The organism is Burkholderia lata (assembly GCF_000012945.1).
In the GTDB taxonomy this organism is placed as follows: domain Bacteria; phylum Pseudomonadota; class Gammaproteobacteria; order Burkholderiales; family Burkholderiaceae; genus Burkholderia; species Burkholderia lata.
Genome location: NC_007509.1, coordinates 869,406 through 889,764, shown reverse-complemented (window position 1 = coordinate 889,764; position 20,359 = coordinate 869,406). Strand labels below are relative to the sequence as shown.

The 20,359-nt window shown below is 65.8% G+C and carries 19 protein-coding genes; 5 read left to right on the top strand and 14 right to left on the bottom strand.

What is annotated here, in order from left to right:
• Positions 1–17: 17 nt before the first annotated feature.
• On the bottom strand, positions 18–1,190 hold the full coding sequence (locus BCEP18194_RS03790) for an acyl-CoA dehydrogenase family protein (RefSeq protein WP_011349984.1): 1,173 nt from the start codon (positions 1,188–1,190) through the stop codon (positions 18–20).
• Between the two features lie 112 nt (positions 1,191–1,302).
• On the opposite strand from BCEP18194_RS03790, the gene BCEP18194_RS03785 reads away from it, so the two are divergent.
• Positions 1,303–2,232, top strand: a complete 930-nt coding sequence (locus BCEP18194_RS03785) for a LysR family transcriptional regulator (RefSeq protein ID WP_011349983.1) — start codon at positions 1,303–1,305, stop codon at positions 2,230–2,232.
• Positions 2,233–2,359: 127 nt separating this feature from the next.
• Here BCEP18194_RS03785 and BCEP18194_RS03780 read toward each other — a convergent pair whose 3' ends face one another.
• The 9 genes from BCEP18194_RS03780 to BCEP18194_RS03740 form a co-directional block, all read right to left on the bottom strand.
• Positions 2,360–3,193, bottom strand: a complete 834-nt coding sequence (locus tag BCEP18194_RS03780; RefSeq protein ID WP_011349982.1) for an AraC family transcriptional regulator — start codon at positions 3,191–3,193, stop codon at positions 2,360–2,362.
• A 96-nt stretch (positions 3,194–3,289) separates the two neighbouring features.
• Positions 3,290–4,786, bottom strand: coding sequence for a class I adenylate-forming enzyme family protein (locus BCEP18194_RS03775; protein WP_011349981.1), 1,497 nt, complete (start codon positions 4,784–4,786; stop codon positions 3,290–3,292).
• 47 nt (positions 4,787–4,833) lie between these two features.
• Positions 4,834–5,520 (bottom strand): nitroreductase family protein, encoded by a 687-nt coding sequence (locus BCEP18194_RS03770; RefSeq protein ID WP_011349980.1) that lies wholly within the window; start codon positions 5,518–5,520, stop codon positions 4,834–4,836.
• Between the two features lie 12 nt (positions 5,521–5,532).
• Positions 5,533–6,699 (bottom strand): CaiB/BaiF CoA transferase family protein, encoded by a 1,167-nt coding sequence (locus BCEP18194_RS03765; protein ID WP_011349979.1) that lies wholly within the window; start codon positions 6,697–6,699, stop codon positions 5,533–5,535.
• A 2-nt stretch (positions 6,700–6,701) separates the two neighbouring features.
• The gene (locus tag BCEP18194_RS03760) at positions 6,702–7,940 is read right to left on the bottom strand and encodes a CaiB/BaiF CoA transferase family protein (RefSeq protein WP_011349978.1); all 1,239 of its coding nucleotides are present in this window, start codon (positions 7,938–7,940) and stop codon (positions 6,702–6,704) included.
• A gap of 105 nt (positions 7,941–8,045) precedes the next feature.
• The gene (locus BCEP18194_RS03755; RefSeq protein WP_011349977.1) at positions 8,046–9,212 is read right to left on the bottom strand and encodes an acyl-CoA dehydrogenase family protein; all 1,167 of its coding nucleotides are present in this window, start codon (positions 9,210–9,212) and stop codon (positions 8,046–8,048) included.
• Between the two features lie 24 nt (positions 9,213–9,236).
• The gene (locus BCEP18194_RS03750; protein WP_011349976.1) at positions 9,237–9,698 is read right to left on the bottom strand and encodes a MaoC family dehydratase; all 462 of its coding nucleotides are present in this window, start codon (positions 9,696–9,698) and stop codon (positions 9,237–9,239) included.
• A 32-nt stretch (positions 9,699–9,730) separates the two neighbouring features.
• On the bottom strand, positions 9,731–10,618 hold the full coding sequence (locus tag BCEP18194_RS03745) for an HpcH/HpaI aldolase/citrate lyase family protein (protein WP_011349975.1): 888 nt from the start codon (positions 10,616–10,618) through the stop codon (positions 9,731–9,733).
• A 385-nt stretch (positions 10,619–11,003) separates the two neighbouring features.
• Positions 11,004–11,918: an alpha/beta hydrolase gene (locus tag BCEP18194_RS03740; RefSeq protein WP_011349974.1), complete on the bottom strand. Its 915-nt coding sequence runs from the start codon at positions 11,916–11,918 to the stop codon at positions 11,004–11,006.
• A gap of 382 nt (positions 11,919–12,300) precedes the next feature.
• Here BCEP18194_RS03740 and BCEP18194_RS03735 point away from each other — a divergent pair, with 382 nt between their 5' ends.
• Complete coding sequence (locus BCEP18194_RS03735) at positions 12,301–13,455, top strand: NADH-dependent flavin oxidoreductase (protein ID WP_011349973.1); 1,155 nt, start codon at positions 12,301–12,303, stop codon at positions 13,453–13,455.
• A gap of 90 nt (positions 13,456–13,545) precedes the next feature.
• On the opposite strand, the gene BCEP18194_RS03730 is transcribed toward BCEP18194_RS03735, so the two are convergent.
• Positions 13,546–13,734 (bottom strand): hypothetical protein, encoded by a 189-nt coding sequence (locus BCEP18194_RS03730; RefSeq protein ID WP_041492481.1) that lies wholly within the window; start codon positions 13,732–13,734, stop codon positions 13,546–13,548.
• Between the two features lie 6 nt (positions 13,735–13,740).
• Positions 13,741–14,532: an MHYT domain-containing protein gene (locus BCEP18194_RS03725; RefSeq protein ID WP_011349971.1), complete on the bottom strand. Its 792-nt coding sequence runs from the start codon at positions 14,530–14,532 to the stop codon at positions 13,741–13,743.
• 366 nt (positions 14,533–14,898) lie between these two features.
• Between BCEP18194_RS03725 and BCEP18194_RS03720 the strand changes: the two genes are divergently transcribed.
• Positions 14,899–15,543 carry a carbonic anhydrase gene (locus BCEP18194_RS03720; RefSeq protein ID WP_041492480.1) on the top strand — a complete coding sequence of 215 codons (645 nt, stop codon included), beginning with the start codon at positions 14,899–14,901 and terminating at the stop codon, positions 15,541–15,543.
• 189 nt (positions 15,544–15,732) lie between these two features.
• Here the strand turns inward: BCEP18194_RS03720 and BCEP18194_RS03715 are convergent, their stop codons facing one another.
• A complete protein-coding gene (locus tag BCEP18194_RS03715) occupies positions 15,733–16,914 on the bottom strand; it encodes a porin (RefSeq protein ID WP_011349969.1) in 1,182 nt (393 codons plus the stop codon).
• 443 nt (positions 16,915–17,357) lie between these two features.
• Positions 17,358–17,729 carry a hypothetical protein gene (locus tag BCEP18194_RS03710; protein WP_244272787.1) on the bottom strand — a complete coding sequence of 124 codons (372 nt, stop codon included), beginning with the start codon at positions 17,727–17,729 and terminating at the stop codon, positions 17,358–17,360.
• Positions 17,730–18,128: 399 nt separating this feature from the next.
• On the opposite strand from BCEP18194_RS03710, the gene BCEP18194_RS03705 reads away from it, so the two are divergent.
• Both BCEP18194_RS03705 and BCEP18194_RS03700 read left to right on the top strand, forming a co-directional pair.
• Positions 18,129–18,974: an enoyl-CoA hydratase/isomerase family protein gene (locus BCEP18194_RS03705; RefSeq protein ID WP_011349967.1), complete on the top strand. Its 846-nt coding sequence runs from the start codon at positions 18,129–18,131 to the stop codon at positions 18,972–18,974.
• Positions 18,971–20,263 (top strand): acetyl-CoA hydrolase/transferase family protein, encoded by a 1,293-nt coding sequence (locus BCEP18194_RS03700; protein ID WP_011349966.1) that lies wholly within the window; start codon positions 18,971–18,973, stop codon positions 20,261–20,263. The genes BCEP18194_RS03705 and BCEP18194_RS03700 overlap by 4 nt, the downstream gene beginning before the upstream one ends.
• The last annotated feature ends 96 nt before the right edge of the window (positions 20,264–20,359 follow it).

Below are 20,359 nucleotides of genomic sequence, written 5' to 3'. Positions count from 1 at the left end.
GAGGAATCCTTCCGGAATCAGTAGGAACGGGGGAGCTGCAGCACGTGCTCGGCTACATGCCCCAGGATCATGTTGGTGGAAATCGGCGCGACCTGGTACAGGCGCGTTTCGCGGAACTTGCGCTCCACGTCGTATTCGCATGCGAAGCCGAAGCCGCCGTGCGTTTGCAGACACGCATTGGCCGCTTCCCAGCTTGCCTTCGCGGCCAGGTACTTGGCCATGTTGGCTTCGACTCCGGCGTTCTGGCGTGCGTCGATCTTCTCGCAGGCGCGCCAGCGCATCAGGTTCGCGGCCTCCAGCTCGATGAACGATTCGGCGAGCGGAAACTGGATACCCTGGTTCTGCCCGATCGGGCGGCCGAACACCTTGCGCTCGCTCGCGTAGTCGCGCGCTTTCTCGAGGAACCAGTAGCCGTCGCCGATGCATTCGGCCGCGATCAGCGTGCGCTCCGCGTTCAGGCCGTCGAAGATCACCTTCAACCCCTTGCCTTCGGTGCCGAGCAGCGCGTCTTCCGGCAGCTCCAGGTTGTCGAAGAACAGCTCGTTGGTCTCGTGGTTGACCATGTTGAGGATGGGGCGCACCGTGAGGCCGTTGCCGATCGCCTTGTCCAGCTCGACGATGAAGCACGACAGGCCGTCGCTCTTCTTCTGCACCTGGTCGAGCGGCGTGGTGCGTGCGAGCAGGATCAGCAGGTCGCTGTGCTGGACCCGCGAGATCCACACCTTCTGGCCATTGATGACCCAGCGGCCGTCTTTCTTCACGGCCGTGGTCTTGAGCTTGGTGGTGTCGCTGCCGGTGGTGGGCTCGGTCACGCCCATCGACTGCACGCGCAGTTCGCCCGCCGCGATGCGCGGCAGGTAGCGCTGCTTCTGCGCTTCGGTGCCGCTGAACACGATGGTGTTCATCACGTACATCTGGCCGTGGCACGCGCCCGAATTGCCGCCGGAGCGGTTGATCTCTTCCATGATGACCGACGCCTCGGCCATCGACAGGCCCGGGCCGCCGTATTCCTGCGGAATCAGCGCGGCCAGCCAGCCTGCTTGCGTGAGGGCCGTGACGAACGCTTCGGGGTAGCCGCGCGCCTCGTCGATCTTGCGGTGGTATTCGGCCGGATACTGATTGCACAGGCCGCGTACCGCGTCGCGGATTTCCTGGTACTGGTCGGGGGCGGAGAAAACGGAGGCGCTCATGAATCGTGTCTCGTCATTGGCATGGGTTGAGTCCATAATAAGTTTTGATGGATTTCTTAAACAATAGAATTTTCTGATCGCCAAATCAGTTTTTGGTATCGAGGTATCCGCGATGGATCTCAAGCAACTGCGCGCCTTCGTCACCGTGGCCGAAACGGGCAACGTCACCCGGGCGTCGAGCCTGTTGAATCTCGTGCAGCCGGCCGTGTCGCGCCAGCTGCGCCTGCTCGAGGAGGACATGGGGACGGAACTGTTCGACCGCAGCCGGCACGGCATGCAGCTCACGCCGTCGGGCAAGACGATGCTCGAGTACGCGCGCCGCATCCTCAACGAGGTGGCGCGGGCCAAGGCCGAGATCCAGCCGACCGAGGGGCCGGTGGCGGGCATCGTGAGCATCGGGCTGCTGGCCAGCACGTCGGATCTGCTGGCGACGCGTCTCGCGGGCGAGGTCGCGCGGCGCTACCCGCACATCCGGCTGCGGCTCACGATCGGCTATGCGGGCCACCTGCAGGACTGGCTCGAAGCGGGGGATGTCGATGCGGCGCTGCTGTACGGGCAGAAGGAGACGCCCGCGCTGCACGTCAAGGCATTGATCGACGAGAGTCTGTGGGCCGTCGCGGCGCCGTCGGCCGGGCTGTCGCGCAAGCGGCCGCTGCCGCTCGAGCGGGTCGCGCGCGAGCCGTTCATCCTGCCGTCCGCGCCGCAGGGCCTGCGGGCCGCGATCGAGCATGCGGCGGCGGAGGCGGGCGTGACGTTGCAGGTCTTCGCCGAAACCAATGCGCTGAGCGTGCAGAAGGAACTGGTCGCGCAAGGCCACGGCTGGACGATCCTGCCGGCCGTCGGCGTGACGCAGGAGGTCGAGCGCGGCATCCTGACCGCGGCGCCGCTCGCGTCGCCGGGCGTCCGCCGCACGATCGTGCTCGCGGCGCCCAGCAGCCGGCAAGCCACGGCGCCGGTGCGCTGCGTGGTCGCCGTGCTGCTCGACTGCGTGAAGGCCACGTTCGACCAGGGCGACTGGCCCGATGCGCGCTGGCTGGGTTAGGGGGTGATCCCTCCGGTGAGCGCGTACAGACGCCAGGACGATCGCAGCCTGCCCCGGTGAGTGTGCACGGCCGGAACAGGCCAGCGCCGGACCGGCCCCGGCGTGACTCCGCGTGGCCGCGCGGCGCTTACTTCACCGGCATGCAGATGCGTGTCTGCAACTGCGCGGGCGGCGTGCTGCGCGGGTCGTTCAGGTACTGCTCGAACATCGGAAAGTCGGCCGGCACCATCCCGCTCGCGGGCAGCCATTCGGAGAACATCCAGTTATACGGGCGGTCCATTTCGTTGTACGGCCCCGTGTAGGTCAGGATCGCGCAGCGGCCGGCGGGGATCTCGAAGCGTTCCAGCTCGCCGCCCACCTCGGCGTCGGGTGCGACGGACATGCCGGCCATCGAGCGCAAGCGGTCGGCCGGCATCTGCTCGGGATCGTCGAAATACACGCCGAAGCCGATCGCCTCGGGGCGCGCCAGGCCGCGGGCGGCGGCCAGCATGAACGCACGGGTGAAGACCGGGCCGATCTCCTGATAGCTGCCGTGGTGCGGCAATGCGGCCAGTACGGCGCCAGGGAAGGTTTCGATGGTAACGGGATACATGCCGAGCTCCTGTGGATTGAACGGAACGGAGCGGGCCGCGCGGTAGCGCCCCGGCGACAGGCCGAAGGTCGCACCGAACGCGCGGTTGAAGGCAGCGTCCGACGTATAGCCGGCGCGTTGCGCAACGTCGCGCAATGGCACCCCGGTCCCGCCCAGTGCGACCGCCGCGCGGTGCATGCGAATGCGCTGCACGGTGGCGTTCACCGTCTCACCGAGCATCGCGCGGTAGACGCGATGAAAGTGATACGGCGACAAGCACGCGAGGTCGGCCAGCAGATACAGATCCGGGTCGGCGTCGGGGTGGCTTGCCAGCCAGCGCAGGACGGGGTCCATGCGCCGGGCGTATTGGGTCAGGGTTCGGGTTTTCAATTGCGGGCTCCTGGAGGAGCAATGTAGGGTCGGCGGGTTTGCAGATTTTGCGGTTTTTTCGGGGAAGGGGAAACCGCGCCGGCGCTGTTTCGCGCGTTACAGCCGCGCCAGCAATTCCCGCCGCATGAGCTTGCCGTTGCCGTTGAACGGCAGTGCATCGATGGGAATGATGCGCGCCGGGTGCTTGTAGGCGGCGAGCCGTTCGCGCAGATACCGGCGCAACGCGGCTTCGTCGAGCGGATGCCCGGCATCGAGTTCGACGAACGCGACGACGGCCTCGTTGCCGTCTGCTTCCTTCTGGCCGACCACGGCCGAGTTCCGGATCCCGGGGAAGCCGTTGAGCGCCTGTTCCACTTCGCCCGGATACACGTTGAAGCCGGAGCGGATGATCATGTCCTTGAGCCGTCCGACGATGAACAGCGCGCCGTCGTCGTGCAGTTCGCCCAGGTCGCCGGACGCGTACCAGCCGCCGTCGCGCATCACGTCGGCGGTGGCGGCCGCATCGCGGAAATAGCCGGGCATCAGGCCCGTGCCGCGCAGCCAGACTTCGCCGCGCTCACCGGCCGGCAGCGTGCGGCCGCTGGCCGGATCGACGATGCGCAGTTCGGCGCCCGGAAACGCGTAGCCCGCGCTGGTGTCGTGGCGCGTTTCGCCCAGCCGCGTCGCGTGCAGCGAGCCCGCGTATTCCGACAGTCCGTAGCCGTGATGCAGGGTCTGGCCGAACATCGCCTCGACCTTCTGCTTGAGCGCGCTGTCGAGCGGCCCGGCGCCGGCGTACAGGTAGCGCAGGTGCGGGGCGTCGGGGTGCGCGATGTGCTGTTCCTCGCCGTGCTGAAGCAGGCGGGCAAACAGCATCGGCGGGCCCTGCACCTGGCTCACGCGCCGGTGCGCGAGCGCGTCGAACAGCTCCGCCGGCTCGAACCGCGAGCGCATTTCGAGCGCGGCGCCCGCATGCAGCGACGCGAGCAGCACCGTGCCCAGCCCGAAGATGTGCGTCATCGGCGCGTACGCGTAGACCTTGTCGTCCGGCCCCAGCGCGCGCGATTGCGCGGAGACGCGTGCGAAATGCAGCACGCCGCGGTGCGTCATCATCACGCCCTTGGGCGCACCCGTCGTGCCGGACGTGAAGATGATCGCGGCGACGTCGCTCGCCAGCGGTTCGGGTTCGACCTGCGCCGCGGCGCGCACGGCGCTGCGCGCGAGGCCGCCCACGCAGGACGGGCGGGCATCGTGCCGCGCCGCATGGGCGCCGGCGGCCGGCGAAACTTCCGATGTGAAATACAGCACGCGCGCGTCGGCCTTTGCGGCGAATGCGTCGACTTCGCCCGGCGCCATGCGCGCATTGACGCCGCACGACCACGCGCCGACGCGGCTGCACGCGATCAGCAGCGCCGCGTGCTCGGGGCAGTTCTCGGCCACCACCAGCACGCGATCGCCGGCGCGCACACCGTCGTCGCGCAGTTCGCGCGCGAGCGCATCGGCCAGCGCGCCGACGTCCGCATAGCTCAGCGTGCGGTCGGCGAGATGGATGAACGGCCGTTCGGGGGCATCGGTCAGCCAGCGATCCAGCAGTTCGTGAATACGTTCGGCCATGCTCGCATCTCCTTGCATCGATCTCGATCGTGCACAGCGTGCCACGCTCACGCGAAACGCGTCAGGTCGTCCACACCGGCGCGGGTGGTGCGGAACCGGTTGACCGGGTGTTCGTCTTCCGCGTAACCGAACGAGATCGCGCAGATCATGTGCTGTGTATCCGGGATGTCGAAATAGTCGCGGACGAAATGCGCATGGCGGGCCAGTGCGCCCTGCGGCGTGGTGGCGACGCCGTGCGCATAGGCCGCGAGCAGGAACGACGACACGAAGCCGCCTGCATCGACGAGGGCATACGGGCCCAGTTCCGCCGGCACCGTGACGATCGCCACGTGCGGCGCATCGAACAGGCGGAAGTTGCGGAATGCCTGCTCGGCGCTGCGCTCGCGGTCCTTCGGGCCGATGCCCAGCGACGCATAGAGCGCAATGCCGGCGCCGCGCCGGCGCTCGCCGTAGATGCCCTGGTAGCTCGGCGGGAACGGCAGATCCGATTCGTTCTCCGGATGATCCTGGACCCGCTGCATCAGCGCGTCGCGAAAGCGCTCGGTGCTTTCCGCGGTTTCGGTGATCACGAGTTGCCACGGTTGCACGTTGCACCACGACGCCGAGCGGCTGGCCATGGCGACGATGCTGCGGATCAGCTCGACGTCCAGCGCGTCGTGCCGGTACGCGCGACAGGTGGAGCGGCCGCTCGTCAGGCGATCCAGCGCCGCGAGCTCGGGAGTAGGGGTGGTCATGTCAGTCGGGTCTCAGATGAAGGTGCCTCGCGCGCGACAGGCGTCGATCTGCGCGTCGGGCAGCCAGCCCTGCAGCGCGGCGATCGCGTTGTCGGTCGTCGGTGCCGCGGGCGCCTCGGGCCGTGCGGCCGGCGTGCGCGAAAAGCGCGGGCCGGGCGCCGGGTGCGTCACGCCGTCGAGGTCGACGAACGTGCCGCGTGCGTGGAGGTGCGGATGGCTCGGCGCTTCGTCGAAGTCGAGTACGGGCGCCACGCACGCGTCGAGATGGCCGAGCCGTTGTGTCCACTCGTCACGCGTGCGCTCCCTGAATTTTTCGGCGAAAACCTGCTTGGCCTGCGGCCACTGCGCACGATCCATCTGCGCCTGCAGCAGCGGGTGATCCTGCAGGTCGAGGTGTTCGAGCAGCAACCGGTAGAACTTGCCTTCGATGGGGCCGACGCTCACGTACTTGCCGTCGGCGCACACGTAGACCTCGTAGAACGGTGCGCCGGTGTCGAGCAGGTTGGTGCCGCGCGCTTTGTCGAGCATGCCGGCCGCATGCAGGCCCATCGTCACCGTCATGATCGACGCGACACCGTCCACCATCGCGGCGTCTACCACCTGGCCCTGGCCGGAGCCGCGCGCTTCGAGGATGCCCGCGAGCAGCCCGAACGCGAGATACAGTGAGCCGCCCGCATAGTCGCCGAGCACGTTGAGCGGTGGCGTTGGCGCTTGCCCCGCGCGGCCCATCGCGTGCAGTGCGCCGGTGATCGAGATGTAGTTCAGGTCGTGCCCGGCCACCTGCGACAGCGGGCCGTCCTGCCCCCAGCCGGTCACGCGGCCGTAGACGAGGCGCGGGTTGCGCGCGAGGCACGGTTCGGGCCCGAGGCCGAGGCGCTCCATCACGCCGGGGCGAAACCCTTCGATCAGCGCGTCGGCGTTGGCGATCAGGTCGAGCACCATGTCGACGGCGGCCGGATCCTTCAGGTCGACGCGAATCGACTTGCGGTTGCGCAGCCCGAGATCGAACTGCACCGGGCGCGGTGCGCCGATGCCGGACGGCTCCTTGCGATCGACGCGGATCACGGTGGCACCGAGGTCGGCGAGGAACATCGCGGCCAGCGGCCCGGGGCCGATGCCCGCGATCTCGACGATCTTGATGCCGGCCAACGGGCCGGAACGGGAGGGGGCTGCGGGCATGATCAGATCACTCCCGCGTCGCGCAGTTGTTGCAGTCGCTCTTCCGGCAGCTTGAGCAGCTCCCGGTAGATCTCGTCGTTGGCGGCGCCGAGTGCCTGCGCGGGCTGGTCGAACTGTACAGGCGTCCCGGACAGCTTGATCGGCAGGCCCATGCCCATCGCGTTGACGTCGGCGAGGCCCGGGTGCTCGAGCCGCACCACGGCGCCGCGCTCCTGCAGCACCGGATCCTTGAGCACGTCGAGCGGCGAGCGTACCGGGGCGGCCGGCACGCCGCGCTTGACCTGCAGCTCGGCGATCACTTCTTCCGTCGTGTGGCGGCGCGTCCACGCCTCGATGATCGCGTTGATCTCGGTCGCATGCTTCATGCGTGGGCCGCGTGTCGCGTAGCGCGGATCGGTGGCCATCTCGGGCCGGCCCACGGCTTCCATCAGGTTCTGGAACCAGTCGGGCTGGAAGGCCACCATCGCCACATAGCCGTCGCGCGTGCCGTACACGCCGAACGGCACCAGCCGATCCTGGAAGTTGCCCGACCGCTTCGCGTAACCGTGCTTGAGGAACACGTCGAAATGCTCCTCGGCCACGAGCGATGCGAGGCAATCGAGCATCGATACCTGCACGCACTGGCCGACGCCGGTCCGGCCGCGGTGAATCAATGCCGCGAGGATGCCGTTGACCGCATACAGCGGCGCGATCAGGTCGGCGATCGGCAGGCCCGAGCGTGTCGGCGGGCCATCGGCGAAGCCGGTCACGTCCATGATCCCCGACAGCGCCTGGACGATGATGTCCATGCCTTTCAGGTTCTTGTATGGGCTCGGTTCGCCGAACGCCTTGATCGACGCATAGACGATCTTCGGGTTGACCTGGCGCACGCTTTCGTAATCCACGCCCAGGCGGGCCGTGACGCCTTCGCTCGCGTTCTCGATGACGACGTCGGATTCCTTGACCAGTTCCATGAACAGCGCGCGACCCTGTTCGGATTTCAGGTCGAGCGTGATGCTCTTCTTGTTGCGTGCGCGGTTGAGAATGGTCAGCGACACTTCGTCGTCGCCCTTCACGCCGAAGTGGACGCCATCCTTGCCGACGTACGGGGGATTGTTGCGCGCAATATCGCCGCCACCGGGGGACTCGACACGGATGACTTCGGCGCCCATTCCACCCAGCAACAGCGATCCGTAGGGGCCGGCCAACGCCACGGTCAAATCGAGGACGCGAATGCCGTCCAGAGGTCTTGCAGCTGACATGCTTGTCTCCTGAATCTTGTGTGCGGTCGGTGCCCGGCCTGCATGGCCGGCACCGACCGCGATCCGGCGATGCCCGATGCGGGAACCGCCGGCGGATGGCCGCGCTTAGTAGGACTTCGGCAATCCGAGCTTGCGTTCAGCGATGTTCGACAGAATGAGTTGCGGGGTGACAGGGGCAATGTAGCCGATCCACGCTTCCCGCATGAACCGCTCGACGTGGTACTCCTTCGCATAGCCGAAGCCGCCGTGCGTGAGGATTGCGGTCTGGCATGCGTTCATGCACGCCTCGGATGCCAGCAGCTTCGCGGCGTTCGCCTCGGAGCCGCACGACTGCCCGCGGTCGTACAGGTCGGCGGCCGCAAAGATCATATGGTTCGCCGCTTCCAGCTCGGCCCAGTTGCGCGCCAGCGGATGCTGGACGCCCTGGTTCTGGCCGATCGGGCGGCCGAACACGACGCGCTCTTTCGCGTACTGCGTCGCGAGATTGAGCACCGCGCGACCGATGCCGACCTGCTCGACCGCCACCAGCACGCGCTCCGCATTCATCCCGTGGAAGATGTAGCTCAGGCCCTTGCCTTCCTCGCCGATCAGTTCGTCCTTCGACACCGGCAGGTCGTCGATGAAGAGTTCGTTGGTGTCGACCGCCGCGCGGCCGAGCTTGTCGATCTCGCGGATGTCGACATATCGGCGATCGAGCTTCGTATAGAACAGGCTCAGCCCTTCGCTGTGTTTTTTTACCTGCTCGATCGGCGTGGTGCGCGCGAGGATCAGCATGTGGTCGGCCACTTGCGCGGTCGAGATGAAGACTTTCTTGCCCGAGATCAGGTAATTGCCGTCGGGTTGCTTCTTCGCGACGACCTTCAGCTTCGTCGTGTCGAGGCCGGTGTCCGGCTCGGTCACCGCGAAGCAAGCCTTGTGCTCGCCGCGCGTGAACGGCGGCAGCCACGCTTGCTTCTGCGCGTCCGAGCCGAAATGCACGACCGGCTGCAGGCCAAAGATGTTCATGTGGATGGTGGACGCCGCCGCCTGGCCGCCGCATTCGGCGACCGTGCGCATGAAGAGCGCGGCCTCCGTCACGCCGAGATTCGCGCCGCCGACGTCTTCCGGCATGCAGATGCCGAGCCAGCCGCCGCTCGCGACCGCGTCGAAGAATTCATGCGGGAACTGATGATTCTTGTCCTTGTTGCGCCAGTATTCGAGCGGAAAGTCCGCACAGATCTTTTGTGCGGCGTCGACGATCGCCTGCTGGTCGGCTGTGAGCTGGTAGTTCATGATCGATTCTCCTGCAGGGCGCCGTTACGCGTTGCCGGCCGGGCGCAACATCATCAGGCCCGTCCGCACGGCCGTGCACACGATCTCGTCGCGCTGGTTCTTCGCGACGTGCTTGAACGTGACGATGCCCGAATCGGTGCGGCTCTTCGACAGCCGCGTGTCGACGATTTCGGTTTCCACGCGAATCGTGTCGCCGTGAAAAGTGGGCTTGGGGAACGCGATTTCGCCGAAGCCGAGATTGCCGAGCGTCGTGCCGAGCGTGGTTTCGTACACGGTGATGCCGGCCACCAGCGCGAGCAGGAACATGCTGTTCACGAGGCGCTGGCCGTACATCGTGTTCTTGCTGTATTCGGCATCGATGTGCAGCGGCGCGCAGTTGTAGGTCATCGCCGAAAACAGCACGTTATCGGTTTCGGTCACGGTGCGGCGGATCGCATGCTCGATCACCATGCCGGGCTTGAATTCTTCGAAGTAAAGGCCTGCCATTTTTTCTGTCTCCTTGGGTGTCCGGGAAGCGATCAGCGATTGAACGACTCGGCGAGTTCGATGATTTCGCGCGCCGTTTTCGCGTGGGCGATGTCGATGTGCTCGCCGTCGTAGATGCACGATGCGCGCCCTTCGGCCTGGGCCTGGTCCAGCGCGTCGATCATGCCTTGGTAGAACGCCACGTCCTCTTCGGTCGGGCTGTAGGTGCGGTTGACGATCTCGACGTTCGACGGATGCAGCACCAGCTCGCCGCTCATGCCGAGCTGGCGGTCGTTCGCCGACGACACCTTCAGTCCTTCGAGGTCGTGCACCTGCTGCCACACGCCGCCGATCGGCAGCTTGCCGGCGGCGCGCGCGGCCATCACGATGCGCGATTTCAGGTACTGGGTCTCGCGGCCTTCGAGCGACCACACGGTCTTCAGGGCGCGGGCTACGTCGGCATTTTTCGCGGTGGCGCCGACGATGGCCGGTACGCGCTCGTGCTGCGCGATGTCGTACGCGAGCTCCAGCGAACGAGCGGTTTCCAGCAGCGGGATCACCTTCGTATGGCCGACCGGGACGCCCGCGCGGTATTCGGCTTCGGCCAGCATCGACGACACCGTGTGGATGTCTTCCGGGCCGCAGGGCTTCGAAATCACGATGCCTTCGACGACCGGGTTCACGATCGCGAGGATGTCGTCGAAGTCGTAAAGGTGCGCGCTGCGGTTGATGCGCACCCAGATGCGCTGCTTCTGCTCGGCCAGCCACGCGAGCTTCGACCGGACGATTTCACGCGCCTCGACTTTCTGTGCGGGCGGCACGCTGTCCTCGAGATCGAGGATCAGCGCATCGGCTTTCGATTGGATGGACTTCTCGATCCAGGTCGGCTTGTTGCCTGGAACGAAGAGGAAGGAACGGATGGGTTTCATCTGCGTCGTCATGATGGTCTTGGCCTGTTGATGGGGTCGCCTGATTCATCGTTAGGCATCAACCTAACAACTGGTAGTTAGTTTGGCGCTCAAATCGCGAGACCGTCATTGGGGTTTATACGGAGATGCTGTGCGGGAGGGGAGGCGGCGTGTGGCGTGAGCCAGGGGCGGGAAGCGGCCGCGTGCAGGGGGCCGCTTGCGGGCTGAAGGAGGGCGAGCGCATTGCGGCAGCGGGCGCATTCCTGCGCGGCATCTGTCGCGACGCCGATCCGCAAGCATGACGGCATCAATGCCCCAACGCATGCGGCCGGCTTGCCCGGGGGAGGCAAGCCGGCCGTCGTTCACGTCGCACGATCCGGCCGCCGTGGCGCGGTGCCGTGCCGTGTGGATGCGCGCGCTACAGCTTGCCGTTGAAGAACGGCGCGAGCACGGCAACGGCTTCGTCGACGAACTGCGGCACGTCGTATAGCGACATGTGGTTCGCGCCTTCGACCACGTGCAGGTGCTTGTCGGCGCTGGCCGCGCGGGCGAGCAGGTCGTCGCTCATCCACTTGCTGCCCGCGACGCTGCCGGCCACGATCTGCAGCGGCTGCGTGAGGAACGCTTCAGCCTTGTGGTACGCGTCGTACGTGATGATCTGGTTGAGGCTGCGGGCAGTCATGAAGCCGGGTGCGTTCGGATGCGCGCAGCGCGGCGTATGGTAGTACTCCCATGCTTCTTCCAGTTCCTTGTTCGGCGCGTCTTCCTTGCGCATCGGCGCGAGCGGCAGCGTGGCGAGCTGCGCGCCGGATGCGTCGCCGGTGCGTGCCTGCGAACCGGCCGCGACGTATGGAATTGCTTCGGCATCCTTGACGGTGTTTTCCCAGCCGTTGCGGAACATCGAGCCGATGTTTACTGCGCTGACGGTGCCGAGCGCCTTGATGCGCCGGTCGTTGATGGCCGCGTTCGCCGCATAGCCGCCACCTGCGCAGATGCCCATCGCGCCGATCCGCTCGGCGTCGACATACGGCAGCGTGGTCAGGTAGTCGACCACGGCACTGACGTCTTCGGTACGGACGTAAGGGTTCTCGAGTTGGCGCGGCTCACCGGTGCTTTCGCCCTGATACGACGCGTCGAACGCGATCGCGACGAGGCCGTGCTCGGCCAGCTTCTTCGCGTACAGGCCGGCGGTCTGCTCCTTCACGCCGCCGCCCGGGTGAGCGACGACCACGGCCGGGTAATGCTTGCCTTGATCGAAACCTTCCGGGAAGTGGATGACGGCGGCAATCGTGATGCCCTGGCCGTTCAGGTTCTTGAAGCTGACTTTTTGCATGATCGGTAACTCCGGTGATGAGTGGCTCGAGTGAAGCGGTATGAACCCATCATAGGCAGGAAATTGATCCGGATATATCGCCCAAAGACAACTTCAGTGTTAAGCCATACTTTACAGAGCGATGCGATGCGCGAAAGCGGGGCAGCGCTGCATGACGCGTTGATTGTTAAGGTGCGCATACAACTGTTGTCAGTTTTGTACGCTTGAGTAATGCAAATCGGGACCTACGATACGAGGGTTCGCGAAAGAACCGGTGCGTGGCGGCAACCCGCCGCCTGCCGGAAGCGACCGCGATGCAATGGCGGCCTCGAGCCGCGCCTTTCATATCCGTGCCGTCCCACGAACGCGATGCGTCGCGTTGCGACGGCCCCGAGGAATTCCCATGACCCAGCAATTTGCTTCGTTGTTTCAGCCGTTCACGTTCCCGAACGGCATCACGCTGCGCAACCGCGTGCTGATGGCGCCGATGACCACGTGGTCGTCCAACCCGGACGGCACGGTGTCCGACCAGGAACTCGCGTATTACCGTCGTCGCGTGAACGGCGTCGGCGCGGTGCTGACCGGCTGCACGCACGTGACGGAAAACGGTATCGGTTTCACCGACGAATTCGCCGCGCACGACGATCGCTACACGCCGAGCCTGCGCGCGCTGGCGCAGGCCGCGAAGAGCGGCGGGGCGCCGGCGATCTTGCAGATCTTCCACGCCGGCAACAAGGCCGTGCCGGCGCTCGTGCCGGACGGCGAGCTCGTCAGCGCGAGCGCGATGAAGGCGCCGCCGGGCCCGTTCAACAACGGCGAGCTCGAAAGCCGCGCGCTGACGCACGACGAGATCGGCGAGATGATTCGCGCGTTCGGCGAAACCACGCGACGCGCGATCGAAGCGGGCTTCGACGGCATCGAGCTGCACGGCGCGCACGGTTTCCTGATCCAGAATTTCTTCTCGCCGCGGTTCAATCAGCGCGCCGATGCATGGGGCGGCTCGCTCGAGAACCGGATGCGCTTTCCGCTTGCGCTGGTCGCCGAAATCCGGCGCGTGATCGCGCAGCATGCGGATCGTCCGTTCCTGCTCGGCTACCGGATCTCGCCGGAGGAGCCCGATGCGGGCGGGCTGCGCGTCGACGATGCGCTGACGCTGATCGACCGGCTGATCGTCGCGGGCATCGACTATATCCACGTGTCGCTGGCCGATCTGCTCGACGCGAAGCCACTCGACGCGACCGACGAGCGCCGCACGATCGAGCGTGTGGTGGCGGCCGTGCAGCAGCGCGTGCCGGTGATTGCGGCCGGCCAGATCCGGACGCCCGCGCAGGCGGAAGCTGCGCTCGCGCTCGGCCTGTCGGTAGTGGCGGTCGGGAAGGGGCTCGTGATGAATCCCGCGTGGGTCGAGCAGGCGATGCGCGGGGAGGCTGCTGCGATTCGCACGCAGCTGCATCCGGTTGACGTGCCGCAACTGGTCATTCCGGACAAGCTGTGGGGGGTTATCGATGCGATGAAGGGCTGGTTCCCGGTGCATCGCGACGAGCCGGCGGTTGCTTGAGCGCGGTGCGCTGCCGCCGCCGGTCGATTTCGGCGGCGGCCGGCCGGCACCATTCCGCGTGCCGATCGCGGGCGGTGCGACAACGCACGATTACTTCGCTTCGCCCGCCCCGAACCACGGGCCGTCGATCACACGCAGCATCGCGTCGGGCGCCAACTGTCGCGTCATGCGCGCCCGCAGACGCCGGCCGCCGACTCGGGAGCCACGGCCGTCGCCCGCCGGATTGCACCGGATGCAGCTTGAACATCGCGTTTCACGATTTCGGATGAAATCGATCATGCGCTGTCAGCGAGTGGGATTCCGTCGATCGAGATGGCTGCTCAAGGTCGCCTGAACTCGCACTCGCGCCTGGGTATTGGTTCTGGCATCCAGAAGCATGATCACCGTGGCGATCGCGAAAATCACCAGGCTGAACGTCACGACGATACCGGCCAACCACGGTGCGGGGAGATTGTAGAAGGTCGCTGTCGCGTAGCTGCCTTTCTCGAAACTTGCCGCTGCCATGCCGCAATAATGCATCCCGCACACGGCAACGCCCATGACGATTGCCGAACCGATCTGGCGTGTTCTGCCGAATGTGCTCGGCCGGCGCAGATCGAACGCAAGCAACAAGGCGGCGCCACTTGCCAGGATCGCGATGATGACGGACAGCACGACCAACCACGGCTGGTATCGAATCCCGGAGCAGATGCTCATTGCCTGCATGCCGAGATAGTGCATGCCGGCGACGCCCAGTCCCATGACGATTGCGCTGACAATGAGCAGCGGCCAGTGCAGATTGAAACGGGAAAGCGGTACAAAGCCGACCGCCGATGCAGCAATCGCAATGAACAAGGACGCGACTGTCGCAGGAATATCGTATTCAACAGCGACAGGCAGGTGAAATGCCAGCATGGCGACGAAATGCATCGACCAAATACCGAGCCCCATGATGCAACCACCTAACGCGATCCAAGGCCAGATCGAACGATTCCCGATGAGATTCAGTCGATCGGAGACATTGAGTGCCGTGAATGATGCGAGGATCGAAAGCAAGCAGGAAATGACGACAAGCGTAGGGTCGTAGGTGCCGGACATAATCGTTTTTCTCGGTTATATGTTTTTTGGTCGTTTTTGACGGCGCGATTCCTTTGCGAGCACGCCATCCCCTCGTGTGTTTCGCAAATATACCGAAACCGGGCATCTAATCAAGGGTGCCGCCGCCAACTTGGGGTGGTGCGTCGATACTATGGACGTCCCCGTCTCGCGCCGTGTTTTCGGTCGCGAGCAGACGGGGTCGGATGGGCGGTGCGTGCAAGAGGGTGCGATGAGGTGGTCCGGCCGGCCGACGTCCGCGGCGACCTGATCACGACGCCGCGATCTGCGATAATGGCGCCCGCCTTGGCGGACGGCAGCGAACGATCGCGTTGCCGCCCGCCGCGAATTCGTATCAGGAGAATCCCCGTGCGCGACATCATCGACGGTTTCCTGCGCTTTCAGCGCGAGGTCTATCCGCAACGTGTCGAGCTGTTCAAGCAGCTCGCGACCACCCAAAATCCCAAGGCGCTGTTCGTGACGTGCTCGGACAGCCGCGTGGTGCCGGAATTGCTGACGCAGCGTGAGCCGGGCGAACTGTTCGTGATTCGCAATGCGGGCAACATCGTTCCGTCGTACGGACCGGAACCGGGGGGCGTGTCCGCCACGGTCGAATATGCGGTCGCCGTGCTCGGCGTGCGGGACATCGTCATTTGCGGGCACTCGGATTGCGGCGCGATGGGCGCGATCTCGCGGTGCACGTGCCTGGACCATATGCCGGCCGTTGCGAACTGGTTGCGCCATTCCGATGCCGCGAAAGCCATCAATGCCGCGCATCAGTTCGACTCCCCCCGGGCCAAGCTCGACGGCCTGGTGCGCGAGAACGTGATCGCGCAGCTCGCCAACCTGCGCACGCATCCGTCGGTCGCCCTCGCGCTCGAGCAAGGACGGATGAATCTGCACGGTTGGGTCTACGACATCGAGATGGGGCGCATCGACGCACTCGACGGCGCGACGCGCCATTTTGTCCCGTTGAGCGAGTCGCCGGCCACGGTGGCGGTCAAGTCGTACTGAGCGCCGGGACCTCGTTGCGGCCGGTCGCCTCCACCCTGCCGAGTCGGACAATCGAAAGCACCGATCCGTCCGACTCGCTCCAAACGCATCGCGCCGCAAGCCGCCACGCACCCGCCGGATCATGTTGCTCCAGCAGGTTCGCGGCGCCTTGCGGCGCTTCCGGATCCCGATCGACGCGATCGCGGCGTATCAGAACCGGTGTCGAATGGCGACGCGCAGCGCCGTCTGGTGATTGGACGTCGACGGCGTCAACTGGTTGATGGATGCAACTGCGATACGGCCGGTCGAATCCGTCCCGCTGGCGCGCTGATACGTGCCGACGAAATACACGTCGGTCCGCTTCGACAGGAAGTAGTCGGCACCGAACGATGCCTGGTTGTAGTGCGCGCCGTTCTGGCCATCGGCACCGCTGTTCTTCGTGTAGACGTACGCGGCGCCGACGAGGAAGGCCGGCGTGATCTGATACTTCACGTTCAGCTCGGCGTTGTTGAATTTCGCCGTGCCGGCGATGCCGCCTGCCGGGACCGGGCCCGTCGTGGTATCGCCGAGGCCGCGGAACTGCGTGTTCGAATAGGTTGCGCCCACGGTGAATGCACCGATCGTGTACGCGGCGCCCGTGCCGATGACCTGCAGCGTATGCGCCGATGCATAACCCGAAATTACCGGCGATGCACCGAAGTTCGAGCCGGGCACTTCGTTGACGGTCGCGGCGACGGTGCCGCCCGAACCGTAGAACGACGTATTCGGATTCCGGACATTGAGGTAGCCCGCGGCCAGCGCGAGCGGGCCGTTCGTGTAGCTGGCGCCGGCCGACCAGATCTGGTTGCGGCCGGTGCGCCCCGGCACGCCGCCCAGCGAGTAGAGGGCGGTCGCGGTCAAGCCGTGAAAGACCGGGCTGGTGTACTTGATCGCGTTGTTGACGCGGTTCGTGTTGTTGAAGTTGTCGTTGTCGGACGGATGGGCAGCGAGGTAGCCGCCCCATTGATCGCCCGCCTCGAACAGGCCGAGGGAATCGACGACGGAATCGTACTGGCGCCCGAGCGTCATCGTGCCGTAAGGGCTGGACAGGCCGACATAGACTTGCCGCCCGAACCCGAGCCCACCCTGGCCGAGTTTGCCGGTATTGACGTCGAAGCCGTTTTCCATCACGGCGACCACACCATAGCCCGCGCCGAGGTCCTCCTTGATGCGCAGCCCCCAGCGGCTGCCGTTCAGCACGCCGCTTGCCATTGCGTACTGGTGGTTGCCCGATGCGTTGCTGACGTAGTTGATCCCTTCGTCAAGAATGCCGTAGAGCTGCACGGTGCTTTGCGCATGCGCTGTCCCACTGACGAACCCGGCTGCTGCGCAAAGCGCAATCGTCTTTCTCATTGAACGTCTCCAAAGTTTCTTCTGAATTCATGTTGTATGGCGCTGCGATTTTTCGTCTGACATTTGATCAGTACAGCAGATCAATGGAGTCGGATCGAAGACCAGGTGAAACGCTCGTCCTGATCAATTCAACCGAATCCGGAACCTCATGTCATCGCAGCGTTGATCGATTAGATTCGGGGCGAATGTCGCCGGTCAACCGCTTGGGCCGAGAGATTCCGTGCATTGAAAACGACGGCGTCGCGGGCCCGGCAATCAGCGTGGAGACCCTTAAGGGTAAAGCCGCATCAGGGCAGGGCGATGGGAGAAGTGCGCAGCACGGAGGCTGGCTGAGACATGCGCATCGGCGCATTCGCGGTCGGCCCTTTCATTGTTGTTCATGGGCCTGTCGCGCGTGAAGCAATGCTGATTCGTGTTGCGTCCAGCTGACAGATCGAAACCGATTACTGGATACGCTTGCGCTTTCGGGCAGCACCCGCGTGTTCGATGTCGTCGGCTTCGACATTGGCCTTCGCGATGCGCATCGCCTGATCGAACTGCGCGCCGGTTGCGACATGACGGTGATCGACACTGATCAACCAGCCGCGACCGCTGTGGCACCAGCGGATCCGACGATCGTCCAGCAACTCGGCAAACCATCGCCACAGCGCCGCGTCTTCCGCGTTGGCGCTGTCGCGTGCGGCCTCGCGTGCGACCCGCATGTTCGGTGCGCAGTTTTCCGTGCGCCGCTTCTGCGCGGTGTCCGTCCTGCAATCGGCCACGCCGGCCTTGACGTTCGCGTCTGCGAGACGTTCGGTCGCGAGCGATACCTTCATTCTGCGTCTCCTTTCCATTCGACCACTCACCCTCAGCCACGCGAAAAAAACCGGGGCACTCGGGGAGAACCCACAGTGTCGGTTCGACGGTCGTGGCGTCAAGACTGCTTGCCCGACGATTCCGTACTTCGGAACGTGCGTGAAGCCAGTGGAACGCGTCGCGCGTGCCGGATCGCGATACGTCGACGCGCACGTGGCACGCGGCCGTTCCGACGTACGGAACAACGCCCGCGCGTGGATTGACGCGTCCAGCGGTGGCGCACACGATGGACATCGACACCGATCGGGTTTCGCGATGCCGTCGGCTGCGTTCAAGGAGGTCCCCGGACGCTGGCCAACCGATGCGTCCGGAACGATCGCCACGCCGCCCGGCGAGCCCAACATGGAAAGGGAAGCATCATGTCCGAAAGCAGTCAGCACGCGTCCGACTACGCGTCGTATTCAAGCCTGGCGTTCGACCGCCCCGCGAAAGGCGTCTTGCGCATCACGCTCAACCGGCCGGAGCGGCTCAACGCGCTCGATGCGCGCGGCCATGACGAACTCGCGCGCGTATGGCGGGAAGTCGACGAGGATCCGAGCGTCTCCGCCGTGATCCTGTGCGGCGCGGGCAAGGCGTTTTCCGCCGGCGGCGACTTCGACATGGTCGAGGAAATGATCGACTCGTTCGACGCACGCGTGCGCGTGTGGCGCGAATCGAAGGATCTCGTCTACAACATCATCAATTGCTCGAAGCCGATCGTGTCGGCGATCCACGGCTCGGCCGTCGGCGCCGGCCTGGTGGCGGCGCTGCTCGCGGACATCTCGGTGGCCGGCCGGACCGCGCGCCTGGTCGATGGCCACACGCGGCTCGGCGTCGCCGCCGGCGATCATGCGGCGATCATCTGGCCGCTGCTGTGCGGGATGGCGAAGGCGAAGTATCACCTGATGCTGTGCGAGCCCGTGAACGGCGAGAAGGCCGAACAGATCGGCCTCGTCTCCGTCGCGGTGGATGACGCGGACGTGCAGGAAACCGCGCTGTCGATCGCCGTGCGGCTCGCGAACGGCGCGCCGTCGGCGACACGCTGGACCAAGTACGCGCTCAACAACTGGCTGCGCCAGGCCGGGCCGACGTTCGACGCGTCGCTCGCACTGGAGATGTTCGGTTTCGGCGGGGCCGAAGTGCGCGAAGGCGTGAAATCGTTCCGCGAGAAGCGCGGGCCGGAGTTTCCCGTGACTACGCCGGTGTCGCCGGCTCGATCTGCATGAACGACCTCGCACAGGAGATTCCGGGCCGCGCGAGCGCTGCCGTCGCGTCCGGCGGCAGCGTGGATCTTGCCGCGATCATTCGTCCCGGCGATACAGTGATGTGGGGCCAGTCGCACGCCGAGCCCGTGACGCTGATGCGCGCACTCGTTGCGCAGCGCGAGCGCCTGAAGCGGATCCGCATCTTCCTCGGGATCGGTCTCTCCGACGTGCTCGCGCCCGAGCATGCCGATGCGTTCGACTTCCTCGCCTACTGCGGCAGCGGATCGAATCGTGCGCTCGCCCGTGCCGGGGTGCTCGACATTCTTCCGGCGCACTATTCGCAACTGCCGGAGCTGATCCGCGACGGCCGGCTGCGGATCGACGTCGTGATGCTGCAGGTATCGCCGCCGGACGAACAGGGCCGCTACAGCCTCGGGCTGGCACGCGAATACCTGGTCGAAGCGGTGAAGCATGCGCGCGCGATCGTCGCCGAAGTGCATCCCGACGTGCCGTGGACCTACGGCAGCCCGACGCTCGGCGCGGCCGACATCGACCTGCTGGTTGAATCGGATGCATCGTTTCCAGAGGCCGCGGCCACTGCGCCGGGGCCGGTCGAGCTGGCGATCGGCCGGCACGTCGCGTCGCTCGTCGAAGATGGCGCGACGTTGCAGACGGGCATCGGTTCGATTCCTGACGCGGTGATGGCGGCCTTGCACGACAAGCGCGATCTCGGCGTGCATACCGGCAGCATCGGGGACGGCGTCGCGGCGTTGTGCGAAGCCGGTGTCGTGACGAATGCACGCAAGACGATCGATGCGGGGATCACCGTCGGTGGCGTGATCATCGGCTCCGAGCGCGTGCGCCGCTTTGCGCACCGCAACCCCGCGCTCGAGCTGCGCGGCACCGAGTACACGCACAATCCGCACGTGCTGCGCCGGATCGACCGATTCGTCGCGATCAATTCGGCGGTGGAGGTCGACCTGACGGGGCAGATCAACGCCGAGGCGATCGGCGGCACGTATGTGGGCGCGGTGGGCGGCGTGGCGGACTTCCTGCGTGCGGCGCAGGCCAGCCGGGGCGGTGTGCCTGTCGTGGCGTTGCCGTCGACTGCCGGCCGGCACAGCCGCATCGTGCCGCGCGTGACGGGGCCCGTCACGATACCGCGAAGCGATGCATGCGTGATCGTCACCGAGTACGGGATCGCCGATCTGCGCGGGCTGTCGCTCGCGCAGCGCATTCCGAGAATGATCGCTGTTGCACATCCGGATCATCGCGAGCAGCTGGAACAAGCGCTTCGTGCAGGCGGATGAGCAGGCCGCGCACGTCCGCCCCGCAATCGCGCCGAAGCGGACTGCGAATGCCGGCGTGCATGCGGGGGACATCCTGTCGCGACACGCTGCGCGCTT